Origin of the sequence: Bacillus paranthracis (assembly GCF_024296885.1) — a bacterium.
Classification (GTDB): domain Bacteria; phylum Bacillota; class Bacilli; order Bacillales; family Bacillaceae_G; genus Bacillus_A; species Bacillus_A paranthracis.
This window is the reverse complement of sequence record NZ_CP101135.1, coordinates 2,259,782-2,276,976: the sequence shown is the minus strand read 5'-3', so window position 1 is coordinate 2,276,976 and position 17,195 is coordinate 2,259,782. Positions and strand designations below refer to the sequence as shown.

14 protein-coding genes, 2 pseudogenes and 2 other annotated features are annotated in these 17,195 nt (G+C 34.3%); of the genes and pseudogenes, 5 read left to right on the top strand and 11 right to left on the bottom strand.

Annotation, left to right across the window (positions count from 1 at the left end):
* Positions 1-164: 164 nt before the first annotated feature.
* Positions 165-521 carry a PH domain-containing protein gene (locus NLJ82_RS11565; RefSeq protein ID WP_000646618.1) on the top strand — a complete coding sequence of 119 codons (357 nt, stop codon included), beginning with the start codon at positions 165-167 and terminating at the stop codon, positions 519-521.
* A gap of 294 nt (positions 522-815) precedes the next feature.
* Here the strand turns inward: NLJ82_RS11565 and NLJ82_RS11560 are convergent, their stop codons facing one another.
* A complete protein-coding gene (locus tag NLJ82_RS11560; RefSeq protein WP_001143424.1) occupies positions 816-1,301 on the bottom strand; it encodes a DUF2798 domain-containing protein in 486 nt (161 codons plus the stop codon).
* A 203-nt stretch (positions 1,302-1,504) separates the two neighbouring features.
* Between NLJ82_RS11560 and NLJ82_RS11555 the strand changes: the two genes are divergently transcribed.
* Together NLJ82_RS11555 and NLJ82_RS11550 are read left to right on the top strand one after the other, a co-directional pair.
* A complete protein-coding gene (locus tag NLJ82_RS11555; protein WP_001005208.1) occupies positions 1,505-2,107 on the top strand; it encodes a DUF2441 domain-containing protein in 603 nt (200 codons plus the stop codon).
* Between the two features lie 33 nt (positions 2,108-2,140).
* Positions 2,141-3,082 carry a nucleoside hydrolase gene (locus tag NLJ82_RS11550; protein ID WP_041185175.1) on the top strand — a complete coding sequence of 314 codons (942 nt, stop codon included), beginning with the start codon at positions 2,141-2,143 and terminating at the stop codon, positions 3,080-3,082.
* A 162-nt stretch (positions 3,083-3,244) separates the two neighbouring features.
* Here NLJ82_RS11550 and NLJ82_RS11545 read toward each other — a convergent pair whose 3' ends face one another.
* A complete protein-coding gene (locus tag NLJ82_RS11545) occupies positions 3,245-4,111 on the bottom strand; it encodes an MBL fold metallo-hydrolase (RefSeq protein ID WP_001184077.1) in 867 nt (288 codons plus the stop codon).
* A gap of 155 nt (positions 4,112-4,266) precedes the next feature.
* Here NLJ82_RS11545 and NLJ82_RS11540 point away from each other — a divergent pair, with 155 nt between their 5' ends.
* Both NLJ82_RS11540 and NLJ82_RS11535 read left to right on the top strand, forming a co-directional pair.
* Positions 4,267-5,004, top strand: coding sequence for a ZIP family metal transporter (locus NLJ82_RS11540; protein WP_000440593.1), 738 nt, complete (start codon positions 4,267-4,269; stop codon positions 5,002-5,004).
* An 82-nt stretch (positions 5,005-5,086) separates the two neighbouring features.
* Complete coding sequence (locus NLJ82_RS11535) at positions 5,087-6,787, top strand: pyruvate oxidase (RefSeq protein WP_000467231.1); 1,701 nt, start codon at positions 5,087-5,089, stop codon at positions 6,785-6,787.
* 43 nt (positions 6,788-6,830) lie between these two features.
* On the opposite strand, the gene NLJ82_RS11530 is transcribed toward NLJ82_RS11535, so the two are convergent.
* The 9 genes and pseudogenes from NLJ82_RS11530 to rluF form a co-directional block, all read right to left on the bottom strand.
* The gene (locus NLJ82_RS11530; RefSeq protein ID WP_000267881.1) at positions 6,831-7,835 is read right to left on the bottom strand and encodes an ABC transporter permease subunit; all 1,005 of its coding nucleotides are present in this window, start codon (positions 7,833-7,835) and stop codon (positions 6,831-6,833) included.
* A 1-nt stretch (position 7,836) separates the two neighbouring features.
* A pseudogene (locus NLJ82_RS11525) lies at positions 7,837-8,205 on the bottom strand (ABC transporter permease subunit); the annotation flags it as partial.
* A gap of 151 nt (positions 8,206-8,356) precedes the next feature.
* On the bottom strand, positions 8,357-9,436 hold the full coding sequence (locus NLJ82_RS11520; RefSeq protein ID WP_254754673.1) for an RNA-guided endonuclease InsQ/TnpB family protein: 1,080 nt from the start codon (positions 9,434-9,436) through the stop codon (positions 8,357-8,359).
* Between the two features lie 5 nt (positions 9,437-9,441).
* The gene (gene tnpA, locus NLJ82_RS11515; protein ID WP_041185174.1) at positions 9,442-9,849 is read right to left on the bottom strand and encodes an IS200/IS605 family transposase; all 408 of its coding nucleotides are present in this window, start codon (positions 9,847-9,849) and stop codon (positions 9,442-9,444) included.
* 164 nt (positions 9,850-10,013) lie between these two features.
* A pseudogene (locus tag NLJ82_RS11510) lies at positions 10,014-10,711 on the bottom strand (MFS transporter); the annotation flags it as partial.
* A gap of 152 nt (positions 10,712-10,863) precedes the next feature.
* Positions 10,864-12,744 (bottom strand): FtsX-like permease family protein, encoded by a 1,881-nt coding sequence (locus tag NLJ82_RS11505; protein WP_000897877.1) that lies wholly within the window; start codon positions 12,742-12,744, stop codon positions 10,864-10,866.
* Between the two features lie 12 nt (positions 12,745-12,756).
* Entirely contained in the window at positions 12,757-13,524 is a 768-nt protein-coding gene (locus NLJ82_RS11500) for an ABC transporter ATP-binding protein (protein ID WP_000106425.1), read from the bottom strand.
* Between the two features lie 252 nt (positions 13,525-13,776).
* Positions 13,777-15,696 (bottom strand): threonine--tRNA ligase, encoded by a 1,920-nt coding sequence (thrS, locus tag NLJ82_RS11495; RefSeq protein WP_000663050.1) that lies wholly within the window; start codon positions 15,694-15,696, stop codon positions 13,777-13,779.
* 44 nt (positions 15,697-15,740) lie between these two features.
* Positions 15,741-15,964, bottom strand: a binding site (T-box leader).
* 35 nt (positions 15,965-15,999) lie between these two features.
* Positions 16,000-16,223, bottom strand: a binding site (T-box leader).
* 124 nt (positions 16,224-16,347) lie between these two features.
* Entirely contained in the window at positions 16,348-17,055 is a 708-nt protein-coding gene (gene rluF, locus NLJ82_RS11490; RefSeq protein ID WP_001222168.1) for a 23S rRNA pseudouridine(2604) synthase RluF, read from the bottom strand.
* Positions 17,056-17,195: the final 140 nt, after the last annotated feature.

The following is a 17,195-nucleotide window of genomic DNA, read 5'->3' as shown; positions in this document are numbered from 1 at the left end:
ATTTCTAGTCATATTCTCCTTACTTTATTGTACTAGAAACTAAAAAGAATTCTCTTTCCCTTTTCATCCCTCAACTAAAATTCAATAATACAAATTTCGAAATGTTAATATATGATAAAATAAATTTAACAACACTTTACTTACAATAATAAGGGGGCCTGCTCATGAAGGCGAATCTAGGAACAATAAAAGAACACTTAAACAGTGAAGAAGATATTCTTTCTACACTCTACTGCGTAATAAATTTTGGTTATATCAGTAGATCTGGCATTTTAGCTGCTACAAATAAAAGATTATTGTTCTGTTCTGATGCTATGTTTGGAAAAGGACTAAAATGGGAATTCAAATATACTGAAATAGAAGATTTCAGTCATACGGATGGGGTTGTATTAGAGATGTCTGCAATTCCCTTTATCAAAAAAATAACCATGAACCATGGAGACGATTTTATTGTCTTTGATAATTTTTCAAGCCCACAAAACGTACAATCCTTTTTTAAGTTGGTTCAATCCAAGCAATAAACCTATCAAGACTCTTACATATACCATATTCTTTGACACGGTAAAGCTTATAGAATGTAAAAAGAGGGTTGCATTTGCACCCCTCTTTTTATATGTCACTGTTTTACTTTAAAATCTCTTTTTCACACATAGCTCTACTTATATTTTTTTGACTCATAATACCTTCTTAATTTTCATAATGTTTTCACCTAACTAAACGTATGATTTAGATTATCTTCATTATGCATGCTACAATCTTTCAATAGACCACATTTAACATTATATAATTTTTATAATTAGATAATACAAATTTATTTACGCTACTTTTACAGCTTTATTCTTCAAAATAAACTTTGCAAATAAGAAACGCACAAGTGGCCCCATAATAATTAATTGTAATGGATAAGCCATAATGAAATTTTTAATAAAAATTGTAAAATATATTGAAACAAATGAATCCCCTTGTAGCCCACCATGTAAATGCATCATAGTCATTCCGAAAAATGACATAAAGAACACCATTCCGATTACCATTGCTGTCGCCATCGCAACTATAATATTTATTTTCTTCGATTTATCAAACGGTAGCATGAATACAATTTTTTTCGCACAAGGTCCAACGATACATATTTCAATTAATAGCGCAATAATAAATCCAATTAGTAGTTCTAATGCAATCTCCTTAATATGAATTGGCCCTCCTGATCCATTCGTTAGTAAATTGTAAAACGTCATTACGATAACCATCCCAAGGCACATCATCATACCAAATTGGAGGTTTTCCTTTCTTGTTGTTGGCAAAATTCATCATCCTTTCTCTTTGAGTCTTTGTCATTATATCGATATTGGAAACCTCTTCGTAAGTGAACATTTTGTGAACAAATTTAAAACGTTTTCATATATTTTCTTTGCTTTCAACTCAAATTCTCACTTTTACTTATAAAGGTTTTATATATTTCAATGTTGAATTACTAAATTGAAACATTACTACTAGGAGGAGAACCATGAATGAACAAGAATTTTTCGTATATCATATCGTAACAAGGAAAAAAATGAAGATTGGACAAAGCATTCAATTTAATAAAAATCAAACTAATACGCTATTCCACTTCTTTTTTGAAAGAAAACATTTAAATTCTAATGGTAAAGATTCTATACAAATTTTAAAAGAACATTATACAAATGAAGAATTACATATAAAGAATGAAAATGCTACAGTCGTTATGAATTACATGGATCAAACAATTAGAGCCATTAGAGAAACGATTGTGGAAATGGTTAGGCTGCAAGAATATCCTGATTATCCATCAAGATTGTCTTGTTTATATGCTGCTAAAAGCTATGAAGATGCTTTAAAATGGAAAGCATTATTTGATTCTTACAATCGAGAAGTTTTGCAGATTGTTAAACTACGAGTAATCGGAAGTTCTTTTGAAGGTGACGGGAATCTTTTACCGAAAGAAGATGCTATTCCTTTTTCTCAAAAAATGGAACAAGCTAGAGAATATTGGAAAGGAAATGTGAATAACGAACTCCCTGAGCTACTCATTAATGGCGAAATTGAAGTAGTCGAAATTATTGATGACTTTTCCTCAATGCATGTTTAATTTCTAACTAAATCAAATAGGATGGAGATTACAATGATGAAAAAAGTGTACTTCAATCATGATGGTGGTGTAGATGATTTAATTTCACTATTTTTATTACTTCAGATGGATAATGTCAAACTTACAGGTGTTTCAGTTATCCCTGCTGATTGCTATTTGGAACCAGCAATATCTGCAAGTCGCAAAATTATTGATCGCTTCAGCAAAGAATATATTGAAGTAGCCGCATCAAATTCCCGTGCGAAAAATCCATTTCCAAAAGACTGGCGGATGCATGCATTTTATGTAGATGCTTTACCAATTTTAAATGAGGCTGGAAAAGTTATAACACCTGTAGCAGCAAAGTCTGCACATCATCACTTAATAGAAACGCTTCTACAAACGGAAGGAAAAACAACTTTATTATTTACGGGACCCCTAACTGACCTTGCTCGTGCATTATATGAAGCTCCCATAGTCGAAGATAAAATTGAACGTCTCGTTTGGATGGGTGGTACATTTCTTACCGCAGGCAATGTACATGAACCAGAGCATGACGGAACAGCTGAGTGGAATTCATTTTGGGACCCTGAAGCAGTGGCTCGTGTATGGGAATCAAAAATTGAAATCGACTTAGTGACACTAGAAAGTACAAACCAAGTTCCATTAACTATAGACATACGTGAACGTTGGGCAAAAGAACGAAATTATATTGGTATAGATTTCCTTGGCCAATGCTATGCGATGGTTCCTCCCCTCGTTCACTTTTCAACGAACTCTACTTACTACTTGTGGGATGTACTAACAACTGCGCTTGTCGGAAACACTAACCTCGCAAAAACTCAAACGATTAATAGTATCGTTCATACATACGGACCAAGCCAGGGGCGTACAGTGGAATTTGATGGTGGGCGACCTGTAAATGTAGTATATGATGTAAACCACAATGGATTTTTCAACTATATAACTGAATTAGCAAAGAAGGCTTCTACTTGAACCACTATCTATACGAAAAACACATAGAATGACACCCCTCCAGACAATGATTCCCCATTTAGAATTTGGTTGAAACTACATATTTAAGTATTGAAAAGAGTATTGAATTAAATTTCAATACTCTTTTTGTGCAATTTAATTATATTGGATTCATGTCGTGTCTTATTGATTATTCATTTCATAACCATTTACAAAAAACGTTATTGTTTCTAATTCATCTTCATTTAATTCTCTATCTATGTCTCGTTTATACGCTTCCTTTATCTTCCCTTCATCGCCTTTATGTATTTCAGTATAAGTTCCTACTGTTTTTAACATACGAATCTCTTGTAAAAACTCCTCTCGATTTATCGCTTCCCCATGAGAGAGAATATATGTCTCAGCATCAAATTTTTCTAATTCATCTATTAATGCAAACGTTCTTTTCGTCGTATAGTTCCACTTCGAAGAAAAAATATCTGCATATATACAGTCTCCTAAAAACAATATCTTTTCTTCTTTTATGTACATAACAACTGAATCATGTGCATGATCTCCGCCCACATGTTTTAACACGCAGGTCACCTCACCAAGGTCTAATTCAATTTGATCCTGGAACGTTAAGGTTGGAAGAATAATTTTAATATTTCTCGCTTTTTCTTCAAACTCTTTTTTGATGCAATCCGCACAAAATGCAATTTCCGTACCCTCTTTTACGCGTGCGTCCAACGCTTCATCTGTCCATTCATAAGATACTATTGCCTGCATTTCTTTTTTCGTTTCAGCGTGTGAAATAGTTAATGCATTCTGTAATACAGATAATCCAAAAATATGATCCCAATGCCAATGCGTTAGTGCTACAAAATCAGGATTCGATACATTTTTTTCTTTTAACATTTCTAAAAATAATTGTGCATGTTCCTCTGAATTCCCTGCATCGATCATTAATGTTTTTTCTTTTCCAATGACCATTCCTAATATAGGTCTATCTGTTTCAGAAACTGGTGTCATATACCAAAATGAGTTTCCTATTTTTTTAATTTGTTGCATAACCAATTCCCCTTTTCATTTTCTCACTTAAATTTAATATATAAATTATAACGAATCACTACTTTTTTCTCTATAATCAAACACAATTACTTGGACTAATCTAACTTTCCTTTTCGTAAGCTAAAAATAAGGTGGAAGAATCGGAGTGTGATACGATGGAACGATTATGGATTCCTATGATAGTTACATTTTTTTCATTTGGTGGCTTATTATTAGGCGGTGCTGTTGGCATTGCTACGCGCCAGCTAATTGAAGAAAAAATGCATCGTTTATATGCATTATGTGGCGGAATTTTACTTGGACTCTTACTACTTGAAATTATTCCTGAAACATTTTCAAGTTATGAAATGATTGGACCTATACTTGGTATGGCTATCGGTATTTTAATTATGAGCTTATTAGATAACTATTGTCACCATCCAATGATACATACAAAAGATCAACAAGCATGGCAAACTTTCCTTTTTCTCTCTTTCGCTATATTTATTCATAATTTGCCGAGTGGATTTGCTTTAGGTACTGCTTTTATTAATCATGCTGACTCTGCCATACCTTTTTTAATAGCAATCGTCGTTCACCATATTCCTGAAGGCTTAGCATTAATTATCCCCTTTCTATTTACAAAACATAAATATATTTCCTTTTTATTAACAACTTTATTACTATCTCTTATTCTCGGTACCGGTACAGTTTTTGGCATTTTAATGGAAGGAAAAGCGCTTCATTTACAAGGACTCATTATGGGAAGTGCTATCGGTTCACTTGGCTATGTCACAATTCATGAAATGCTTTGGAAAGCAAAGAAGCAGCTCTCTTTCCTTTCATTTTTAACATGGGCATCTAGTGGATTTTTACTAATAACAGTATTTACACTATTCGCTGGTCATCATTAAAGATAATAATATTATCATTTGTATATTTTTCCTTTTTCTCCAAAACATAATAGTATCTACCTAATTATAAGGAGGAACAATTATGTTTGGAAAAACAGCCGGTGAAGCATTAGTTGATTTATTAATTGACTGGGGCGTAGAACACATATACGGTATGCCTGGAGATTCCATCAATTCTATCATTGAAGCTTTAAGAAAAAAACAAGATAAAATTAAATTCATTCAAGTTCGCCACGAAGAAGCTGGTGCATTAGCAGCGGCTGCCTATGCGAAATTAACAGGAAAACTTGGCGTTTGTATGGCAATTGCAGGACCTGGTGCTATTCATTTATTAAATGGTTTATATGATGCGAAACTCGATAAAGCCCCTGTTCTAGCAATTTCAGGTCAAGTAGAAACCGATTTACTCGGAACGGATTTTTTCCAAGAAGTAAATTTAGAAAGAATGTTTGATGATGTCGCGGTTTATAACCAGCGTATTATGTCAGCAGAGCAACTACCTGCCGTAGTGAATCAAGCAATTCGAATGGCTTATACGAAAAAAGGTGTATCCGTTCTTACAATTCCAGATGATGTCCCGAAATTCGAAGTAAAAAATGGTGCTCGTATTACAAATACTTCTTTTACTTTGCCTGAGTTGTTTCCACAAAAAGAAGATTTAGATGCAGCAAAACTCGCAATAAATGCAGCGACAAAACCTGTTATTTTAGCTGGTAAAGGAGCAAAACATGCGAGAGAATCTTTACTTGCATTTGCAGAACATATTGGTGCTCCAATCGTACTTACATTACCAGCTAAAGGCGTTATTCCAGATGAACACCCTCTTTGTATTGGTGGATTAGGATTAATCGGAACGAAACCTTCTTATGAAGCAATGAAGCATGCAGATACTTTAATTATGGTTGGTACTTCTTATCCGTTCACCGGTTTCTTACCTGAAAAAGCTAAGACAATTCATATCGATACAGATCCTGCCCAAATTGGGAAACGTTATGCGACAGATATTGGTTTAGCTGGTGATGCTGAAAAAACTTTACGATGGTTAATTGAAAATGTTGAAGAACACACAGACCATTCCTTCTTAGAACATTACCAAGACATGATGAAAAAGTGGGAAGAAAAATTACACGATCAAGAAGAAGACTCTTCCATTCCAATTAAACCACAACGCGTTATGCATGCTCTGCAGCAAGTAGCACATGATGACGCAATTCTATCAGTCGATGTCGGAAATGTAACAGTATGGACAGCAAGGCACTTCCGTATGACAAATCAACAATTTATCATTTCTAGCTGGCTCGCAACACTTGGTTGCGGTTTACCTGGTGCTCTTGCTGGAAAAATTGCATTCCCGGATAAACAAGTATTTGCAGTTTGTGGTGACGGTGGTTTTGGAATGACAATGAACGACTTCGTAACAGCTGTTAAATATAAACTACCAATTGTTGTCGTCGTATTAAACAATAATAAAATTGCGATGATTAAATTCGAGCAAGAAGTCATGGGTAATATCGAATTCGAAACAGACTTAACGAACCCTGATTTTGCAAAATATGCAGAGGCGTGTGGAGGTATCGGATACCGCGTTGAACATATAGATGAATTACTCCCAGCTTTTGAAAACGCAGTAAAACAAAACAAACCATGTATTATCGATGTAGTTGTAGATGCTAACGAAGCACCAATGCCAGCAAAAATCACATTTGGTCAAGCTGCTGGTTATACGAAGCATATGATAAAAGAATTATTTGAAGAAGGTAAGATTGATTTACCACCACTATAAACAGAAAAAGATAGCTGAAAACAAGTTGCTTTCAGCTATCTTTTTATTTTTGTATCTCTCTATAAAAAGAAAAGTCATTCGTAGTTGGTTGTACTTGTTTCTCTGCTTGCACTTCTCTACCTTTCCGCTCTGGCCTTCTCGTATTTCCTAACTTAATCGCATCTTGCATACTATTACTAACTAGATTTCCTGCGAGAATTGTCATACTATAAAAAGCAATCGGTATAAGTACAATCCATGTATGTGTAGTTAAATGGCGGAAGTTTTGACCAATTAGGCCAGTCCATTCTTTTGTTACACTATCTGGATCCATTCCACTGAAGGTTATTGTTCCGCCAAAAAATAATTGTAACAAACCAAGATGTAAAAGAAGTAATAACGTACTTACAAATTGTTGTGCTACTAATAAAAGAAATGGTGGTAACATATGAGGCCATATATGGCGCTTCAACCTCTGCCACTTACTACCGCCGAGCACAGTGGCTGCCAACATAAATTCTTCTTTCTTAATACGTTTTACTTCTTGCGCTACATACAACATCACTGTTGGTACAGCGAGACATACAAGAACTATAATTTGAAATGCCACACGCAAATATAACGGCACAACTTCTGCTCCACTATCAAACGTTAATACTTCATTTAACATAAAATAAGAAATCATAACCATCGGTACAATACTAAAAGGATCAAAAAAGGATGAAATAACTGGAAAAGAGCGTTTACCATACATACCAAGAAGTAAACCAATTCCCCCTCCAACTATAACTCGTAAAATCGCTATAATTATACTTGCACCAACTGTCCATTTTGCACCTTCTATTATTAATTGAACAAGGTCACGACCTTTCACATCACTTCCAAACCAAAATTTACTTGATGGTGCAAATGGAGCTGCCTCTAGTTCCCCTTTTTCGTTATACATCATCGTAAGTTCACGAATATTCCCATCAAAAAACAACGTATATCCAATACTAACAATCATTAGTGCACTCAAAAAAGTAATACCTATCCAAAATCTCACATCTCTTTTTACAACTTGCCACATGTTACACACGCTCCTTTATAACATTTTGTAAGAACGTATGTAATAAACGAAATAGTATAAAAAGCGGTACGTATAATATAATTAAGCTCACTGTAAATATTTCTAATTTCGAATTTTCTTTTACAAAAACAAACATGCCGTACGTATTAAATATCCATTCAATAATATATAGATTTGATAACATAAATAAAATATTTGTTTTTGCATAATAGATCGTTGTTAACAAAACATTTCTTGAAATATGATGTGTTAAAATATGTCTTAAACTAAGCCCTTTACTTTTAGCAAACAAGCTATAATCTTTCTCTAATTCTTCTTTAAACCGTAATAACAACAGTTTAATAAACAATAATGTTGTTGGTATTTTGAGACTCCCACGACTAAAGTCGCAAGCCCTAATTCCTTACGGATTGACGGGTGGGATTCTTGAATGACTAAACGTTCGCAGTCCATTTCTGTTTTGAACAGACTTCAAGATGAGGGCATCTCATTGCCCCTCCTAAGACAGTGCGTATAGCATCTTAGGCTGATTGACTGTTACCATCAATCACAGTTGCGTAGCGAATATTCATCGCCCCAACAATATCACGATGTTTCTCAAATCCACATCGGCACTTGTATTTTCTGTCTGGTACTTTGTTCTTTTCAGAACATTTCGGACATGTTTGACTTGTATAAGCAGGGTTCACATATTCTACCTTAATACCAACTAAATTCGCTTTGTATTCAATGAATTGTGCTAAACGATAAAATGACCAAGTGTGTAGATTTTTCTCGTTTTTACGGCTTGTTCTTGCCGTCTGTCTAATATTCGTTAGTTGTTCTAAACGAATAACAGAAATGTTATTATCGGTTGCAAAGTCAATGATTTCACGACTTACTTTGTGGTCTTGGTCTTGCATCCATCTTTGTTCTTTATCATCAAGTTGTCGAATGGCATTTAATTTCTTATTTTCACCTAACTTCTTACGAACACTACGAAACTTACGTTTCATATATTTGTTTTGTCTACCATTGCCGAAGAAACGAACTTTATCATCGTCTGTGATGGCTACCGCAGGGACTTTAAGACCTAAATCTACCCCTAAAATCTTCGTTCCTGTTTTTTCATTTGTAGGAATCGTGACAGATATTTGAGCAATCCACTTATTAGATTTCTTCGTGATACGAAGTGTACCTAACTTGTGTGTTAACAAATTAAAATTGCGATTATATTTATCCGTTAATAAAGCACGAACCTTTAAGCGAGTTGATTTTCCATTTACCATGAGTGGAACTGAAATGTGCGTGAAGTCAAACGAATAGTTTTGATTGTTCCATACACAAACAGGTCTCTTTAGAATCGGAATAACTTTGTATTTACTTTTTTTCACCTTTGTAGAAAACACACTTTTAGCGTCTCTAATTGCTTGGTTCTTCACTGCGCTTGGAAGATTAGCTTCAACATCTTTTGTACTTTTCTTAGTGCTCTTCTTCGCTTCAGCCATTTCAGATACAAGTGTATTAATGACTTTGATATACTCAGAGCTACTTTGTTCCAATAACTGAATTTGTTCTTTTGTTGGAAGCAATTTAACTTTGACTGTGATTGTTTGTGACACAATTTTCACCCCCTCGTCTTTTGATTTTCAACATACTGTTTAATTGTCTCAGTCGATACATTTCCAGCAGTAGAAACAAAATAGGAACGTGTCCATAGACTTGACAAGTGTTGAAGATGAGGAAACTCTCCTCTCAAACGCTTCGGCTTCGATGTCACTCCTTTAATTTTCGCCATTGTGTCAGCAGGACTAAGCGTTGGTAGTGTATGTAAGAACAAGTGAACGTGGTCTTTGTCGCATTCCATTGCGACAATAGCAACATCCATTTCTCCGCATATTTCTTGAACCAACTCTTTGAAACGTTCTTCTACTTTTGTGTTAAGAAAAATCTTTCTTCTGTATCGCGGGCAAAACACAAAATGGTAGTTAATTAATGACACAGTTGTTTTGGTTCTTCTATAATCATGTATCATATTCACATTGTATCAGTTTTACTTTTAAACTACACCACAAAAGATACCAATATTTTGGATACTTAAAGTACCACAAACTTAGCGATTTTTAGTGGTACTCCGTATCCAACCTCACTTTCATCCCATGCCTAAAGGCGATGGGCTTTCCCGTTCGGAAAGGGCTGTAATTTTTTTAAAGTGTCATTTTGATATATATATACTTGATCCCTTCTTGAAACTCTGTTATTAACATTTTCAAATTAACTTCTTTCCATTTTGTTATACCGTTTGGCAAACGCACTTTTTCTGGAATGGAGATTGTTTGAATTAAAATACCACTCATAATAAAAGTGAGCGTATTTACTAAAATACTCCCGTATATTCCAAAAGTCCAGTACACCATCGTTGCAATTCCTACACCAAACAAAGCATACAAACTATTCACCATTTGATTCACACCTGCTGCTGCACCGTATTGGTCTGATTCAACTACTCCCTGTATCATCGATTGTTCTGCTGGAGAGAAAAATTGTATACACGCATTTTCCAAAAATAAAAATATAAAGACAAGTATAATCATCCCGTAATAAAGCGAAATTAGGATTCCAATATTACAGAGCGAGCAACATATGTTACTTACTGTACATATACGTTGTCTATCAAATCGATCCACTACTGTTCCTACCAATAGAAAAAAGATTAATGCAGGTAACGCAATCATAATTTGCGTCATTGTTGCGTAAACTGGTTGTTTTCCGTATTGATCTAACAAGTAAAACATTAAAGAAATTCCAGCAATCATAGAACCGAGTCGCTCTAAAATATTTGCTAGAAAAAAGCGTGCATACACTTTGTTGCGAAATAACTGTAGCATTTCTTTCATCCTTCGTATCCTTTCTCTCGACAAAATAGTATTATTTTAGTCATTTCTCGGAAGTTATATTATATTTTTCGACCATTATCCAATATTTTCCCCCTGTATAGAGAACATTATGAAAAAAGCCCTTGTTTTCAAACAAGGACTCTTTTCATAAACTATTTAGCTACTTCTTCTTTCGGCATTACCATTCCTTTATACAATTGAACAGTTATCCAGTAATAGATGAAATAAATGACTAAGAAAATCCCAATTGGCACCCACACTTTTACAAACGGGTCAACTAATATAAAACTAAATAAGTTAAGCCCTACTAACACGTGAGAAATACCAATGATTGCTGGGAAGATAAATAAATATGAAATTTCTTTATATATACTTTTCGTTAACATACTACGTCTCACACCGATTTTTCGTAACATTTCATAACGGCGTACATCACGAGAAGCACCTGTTAATATTTTGAACATAAGGGAACTTGCCATCATTGCTAAAAATGCAATTCCGAGGAAAAATCCCATAAACATTGTTCCACTCATGAAGCTGTTCATAAATTGATAAATTGTCATTTTCGTAAATAAGTCTACTTTTGTACCTGTTGTTTTTTCAATTTGTTCTTTTTGTCTCTTATCTATTTCGATCAACAACGGTTTATACTTTTTCATATCATCTACTTTTGCTAATGTTACAGTGTGTTCTGTTCCTTGAATTCCTTTATAATGTGCTTCATCTGCAATTCTTACAGGTTTTCCGTTAAATTGATTATGTGTAATTTGTATTTCTCTTACAATTGCATCTTCCCAATCTCTCGGCATACGAGGGAATTTTGCTGATTCAGGAGCCTCTAAAGCAGAATATACAGGTTCAGTTAAAGGTTCAGTCACACGTTTACGAACAGGCTCTTTTAAAGTTTTTGTATCAAAGTGGTCTGAAACAAGTGGCGGTTTCGCAGTTAAATCGTTACGTAAGTAATAAACCGCTTCTCCATCTACTTTATACTTGTACTGGCTTTCTTCCACAATTTCCATTTCTTTTAATGCAGCTGTATCTTGTTCATTTGGATCATGAATTACGACATCATATACACGTGAGAAGTCTGTCATAATACCTACATTTTTTTGGAATGCCATACCTGCAGTCATAGCACCTGCGCCTAATGCAATTAACATTGCTACAGTACCTAATACTCTCGATAAGCTATTTACTCGAAAGCGTAGCTGTGCATATGTAAAACTATTTAAGCCCGTTTCATTTCGTTTTTTATTCCCTTTAATTTTCATCACAAAAAATGGGAGCAATGAACTAAAGATAAAATATGTTCCAAGCGTTGTAACGATTGTCGCTATTATAAAACCCAATTCAGCATATATTTTTACGTTAATCATAAAATAGTACCCTGTACTTACTAGTAATACACCAAGTACAGTCATTATAATGATGCGAGTTTTACTTTTCTTCACTTCATCTAGTGTTTCATCTTCACGTATTAATTCTAATTCTGTTTTACGTAATAAACGGATGCTATTCATTAAACCAGTAATAAAAAATAATATTAAGAAGAATATAGCTGTAACTATAATTGCTGGTGTATATACAGATGAATAACTACCCTTTGCTGAAATTTCCATACCATTCATTAAAAAGTTTCCTGCTACACTTGCAAGTAACATCCCTACTAAAATCCCGATAATAATACTAACAATACCCATACCGAATGTTTCAATAAATAATAATTGTGCTACTTTTTTCTTTTTCGCACCAAGCATCATGTACATACCGAGTTCTTTTCTTCTTAACGTGAGTAAGAAAGAATTGGCATATATAATATAAAATACTGTAATGAAAGATAATAGTATTGCACCTACCCAGAATACGAGTCTTATACTACTAATAAGACTATTATCTTTCGTAAATTCACTATTCATCGCCATCGTTTGGAACATGTAAAAAATACTAATACTAATAACGAGACCGATAAGTAAAACCATATAATCTTTTAACATTTTTTTCATACTATGACGTGATAATTTGAATAACATAGTCTCTCCCCCCTACTTAGACTCAGCAGCTGAGCCCATATGAGCGAGCACACCTAAAATGTCTTGATAGAAACTTTCTCGCGTTCCTTGACGCTTTAATTCTTTATATAGAAGACCATCTTGAATAAATAATATACGCTCACAATAACTCGCACTAAATGCATCGTGTGTAACCATCAAAATACTTACATTATGATTTTCATGTAAATCTTGCATCGCTTCTAATAAGCTTTTTGCGTTTTTACTATCAAGTGCTCCTGTCGGTTCATCTGCTAATACGATTGCTGGATTATGTACTAAAGCTCGTGCTGCCGCTGTTCTTTGCTTTTGTCCACCAGAAACAGCAGTTGGATATTTTGTTAAAATTTCAGTAATTCCTAATTTCTTCGCAACTTCGTCCACCTTTCCAGTAATTTCACTTGAAGGTACGCCTTGCAGAGAAAGTGGTAAAGCGATATTTTCATAAATTGATAAGTTTTCAAGTAAGTTAAAATCTTGAAAGATGAATCCTAATTTTTGAGATCGAAAATCTGATAATGCATTCCCCTTCATAGAAGTAATATTTGTACCAGCTATTGTCACACTGCCACCTGTCGCTTGATCCAATGTACTAATCACATTCAGTAAAGTCGTCTTTCCAGATCCAGAAGGACCCATAATCCCTACAAATTCCCCTTCTTTAATACTTAATGACACACCCCTTAATGCTTTTGACTGATTCTCATTTCTTTTCCCATACGTTTTTTCTACACTTTCTACAGTAACTACATTTGTTGACATCTCTTTCACTCCATCCCTTTTGTATAAATTTAATTTCTCACACATTTCTTATCTTTTTCTCATGTAAATTCTTAAGAATTTTTTAATTCTTCAAACTAAAAAGGTTATACAGATAACATGAACCTATTTCCTACTTCATATTCTCATCTTTCTACAACTCGTTCCTTCGATTTCGCTTACATTTACCTTACATTTTTGTAAGGTAAAAAAGAAAACACACCATTATGAATTGGTGTGTTTTCTCTTTAAACTCTATTTCCGATTATTTATTTCCTCTTTCATACTTTCCACAAATCCATTTAGTTCAACAACTTCTGACTTTTCTTCCCCATATTTACGTACATTTACAGCTCCGTTTTCCATTTCCTTATCCCCAATAACAAGAACATAAGGAACTTTTTGCATTTGTGCTTCTCTAATTTTATATCCTAATTTTTCATCTCGTACATCTCGTTCGACACGAACACCAGCTTGTGCTAATTTATCCGCAATCTCATCTGCGTATTGTACATGGACTGCATTCGAAACTGGAATAATTTTCACTTGAACTGGTGCCACCCATGCCGGGAATGCACCACCAAAGTGCTCAATTAATATTGCTAAAAATCGGTCTAAAGATCCTAATACTGCCCTATGAATGACAACTGGTCTTCTCTTTTCATTCTTCTCATCTATATAATTTAAGTCAAACTTTTCGGGCATTTGGAAATCTAGCTGGATTGTTCCGCACTGATGACTTCTATTTAAAGCATCTTTAATATGGAAGTCAATTTTCGGTCCGTAAAATGCACCGTCACCTTCATTTAGTCTATATTTATAATTCAATGAATGTAATACATTTGCTAACGCCGCTTCTGCTTGTTCCCACAACTTATCATCACCCATTGAATCTTCTGGACGAGTAGAAAGTTCTACTTCATATTCAAATCCAAAAGTTTTATATACATAATCGATTTGCGCCATTACAGATTTGATTTCATCTTCAATTTGTTCTGGAGTTACAAATAAATGTGCATCATCTTGGCAGAAAGTACGTACTCTTAATAATCCGTTTAACGCCCCACTAAATTCATGGCGATGTACTTGACCAAACTCACACATACGAATCGGTAATTCGCGATAAGAATGCAATTTATTTTTGAACATTAACATATGACCTGGGCAGTTCATTGGTTTTAATGCAAAACTTTTATTATCCACTTCTGAGAAATACATATTATCTTTATAATGTCCCCAGTGCCCTGATCTTTCCCATACTTCTTGGTTCATCATGAATGGAGTGCGTACTTCTTGATAATTATATTCTTTTTGAATTTCTCTTAAAAAAGCTTCTAATTCATTACGAATAATTTGACCTTTCGGTAAATAAAACGGCATTCCCGGAGCCTCTTCAGAAAACATAAATAACTCAAGCTCACTCCCTAATTTACGATGATTTCTTTTTGCTGCTTCTTCAACGAAATGTAAATACTCTTCTAATTCTTTCTGGGAAGAGAATGCAACACCATATATGCGCTGAAGCACTTGATTGTTACTATCTCCTCGCCAATATGCACCGGAAACGTGAGTTAATTGAAAGGCTTTCAAATAACCTGTAGATGGTAAATGTGGTCCTCTACATAAATCTACAAATTCACCTTGCTTATATAGTGTTACACTTTCCTCACTAGGAATTGCTTCTAAAAGTTCTAATTTCAAGCGATCGTTCATTTCTTGAAATAGTTTTGCTGCTTCTTCTCGAGAAACCTCAACTCGTTCTATTTTTAGATTTTCTTTTATAATATTTTTCATTTCTATTTCGATTTTTCGTAAGTCTTCTACGTTTACACTACTTGGAAGGTCCATATCATAATAAAATCCATTTTCAATAACCGGTCCTACACCAAGGTTTACATTACCATAAATTCTTTTTATAGCTTGTGCTAAAATATGTGCCGCAGAGTGCCTTGCAATTTCTACACCTTCATTTGAATCTATAGTAATGATTTCTACTTCCGCATTTCCCTCAATATTACGGCGCAAATCATATAACCCATCATTTACTTTCCCCGCGACTGCTTTCTTTTTTAAACTATTGCTAATGGATCCCGCAATTTCTTCTAAAGTAATTCCTTTTACAAATTCTTTCACACTACCATCTGGAAATTTAATTTCAATCATTTGTTCTTTCATTTTTCATCTCTCCATTTCATAATAAAAAGCACACTCATCCCTAAAATAGGGACGAGCGTGCTTATACCCGTGGTTCCACCCAGATTCCCATCATAAAAAACATAATGGCTTCATTTACGGTAACGTCGTTTACACGGCACTAGATACTTCATTTCCCCAGTGCAGCTCTAAGGTGGTAAGTTATTTTTCTGCGTTAGGAAGTTCTCAGCTTTCCTTCCTTCTCTGTATAACCGGGGAAAATAACTCGTGTCCTTTTCTTCGCTTATTATGAAATTGAATGCAAAAAAGCATATTCATCCCTAAAATAGGGACGAATATGCTTATATCCGTGGTTCCACCCAGATTCCCATCACAAAAAACATAATGGCTTCTTTTGCGATAACGTCGCTTACACGGCACTAGATACTTCGTTTCCCTAGTGCAGCTCTAAGGTGGTAAGTTATTTTTCTGCGTTAGGAAGTTCTCAGCTTTCCTTCCTTCTCTGTATAACCGGGGAAAATAACTCGTGTCCTTTTCTTTGCTTTTTTAAATACATCCATTAATTGTTATTTACTATATCTTATTCATTTTATTTTTGCAAGTGTTTGGAAAAGATTTTTTATTTAATAAAAAAAGAAACCAAAAAATGTTTTTGGTTTCTCCTTCTCAATTTTACCACTCTTGTGGTTCGTAATTTAAGTCTGCAAATAGACGGCGTTTCTCTTTCTTCGTTAAATCTCTCCACTGTCCAACTGGTAAATTATTTAATTCAATATTCATAATTCTCGTACGTTTTAACGTATATACTTGATACCCTAAAGCTTCACACATACGGCGAATTTGACGATTCAATCCTTGTGTTAAAATAATTTTGAACTCATATTTTGATAACTGTGTGATCTCACAAGGAAGTGTTTTTGTACCTAGAATTTTAACACCCGCTGCCATTTTTTCTAAGAAATCAGGTGTAATTGGCTTATCTACTGAAACGATATATTCTTTCTCATGTTTGTTTTCAGCACGTAAAATTTCATTAACAATATCACCATCATTCGTTAACAAAATTAAACCATCTGAATCTTTATCAAGACGTCCAATGTGACTAATTCGTAATGGATGATTCACTAGATCGATAATATTACCTTTTACTGATTTTTCACTCGTACATGTAATACCTACTGGTTTATTTAAAGCGATATATACGTGATCTCGAGCAATACGAAGTTGCTCTCCATTTACGCGTACATCATCACCTGGATTCACTTGGTCACCAATTTTTGCAACCTTACCGTTAATAATTACTCTTCTCTCATTAATTAATTTATCTGCTCCGCGTCGAGACGCTTTTCCAGCTTCACTAATAAATTTATTGATACGCAAATTAGGCACATCCTTTTCTAAAAAAATTTCAAGCTCACACTGCTTCTACCGTACAATACAAAAGGGTAAGCCTCCTATTATAACTTAAATATATTAACATGAAAGGGCATATAACGTCTTCTATTAATTACTTATTTATA

Bases quoted from the DNA above. Each gene is read 5' to 3' on its own strand.
- NLJ82_RS11530 (WP_000267881.1), bottom strand. From the start codon at position 7,835: ATGTGGCAAGTTGTAAAAAGAGATGTGAGATTTTGGATAGGTATTACT.
- NLJ82_RS11500 (WP_000106425.1), bottom strand. From the start codon at position 13,524: ATGTCAACAAATGTAGTTACTGTAGAAAGTGTAGAAAAAACGTATGGG.
- NLJ82_RS11535 (WP_000467231.1), top strand. From the start codon at position 5,087: ATGTTTGGAAAAACAGCCGGTGAAGCATTAGTTGATTTATTAATTGAC.
- NLJ82_RS11540 (WP_000440593.1), top strand. From the start codon at position 4,267: ATGGAACGATTATGGATTCCTATGATAGTTACATTTTTTTCATTTGGT.
- NLJ82_RS11550 (WP_041185175.1), top strand. From the start codon at position 2,141: ATGATGAAAAAAGTGTACTTCAATCATGATGGTGGTGTAGATGATTTA.
- thrS (WP_000663050.1), bottom strand. From the start codon at position 15,696: ATGAAAGAACAAATGATTGAAATTAAATTTCCAGATGGTAGTGTGAAA.
- NLJ82_RS11555 (WP_001005208.1), top strand. From the start codon at position 1,505: ATGAATGAACAAGAATTTTTCGTATATCATATCGTAACAAGGAAAAAA.
- tnpA (WP_041185174.1), bottom strand. From the start codon at position 9,849: ATGATACATGATTATAGAAGAACCAAAACAACTGTGTCATTAATTAAC.
- NLJ82_RS11505 (WP_000897877.1), bottom strand. From the start codon at position 12,744: ATGTTATTCAAATTATCACGTCATAGTATGAAAAAAATGTTAAAAGAT.
- NLJ82_RS11545 (WP_001184077.1), bottom strand. From the start codon at position 4,111: ATGCAACAAATTAAAAAAATAGGAAACTCATTTTGGTATATGACACCA.
- NLJ82_RS11565 (WP_000646618.1), top strand. From the start codon at position 165: ATGAAGGCGAATCTAGGAACAATAAAAGAACACTTAAACAGTGAAGAA.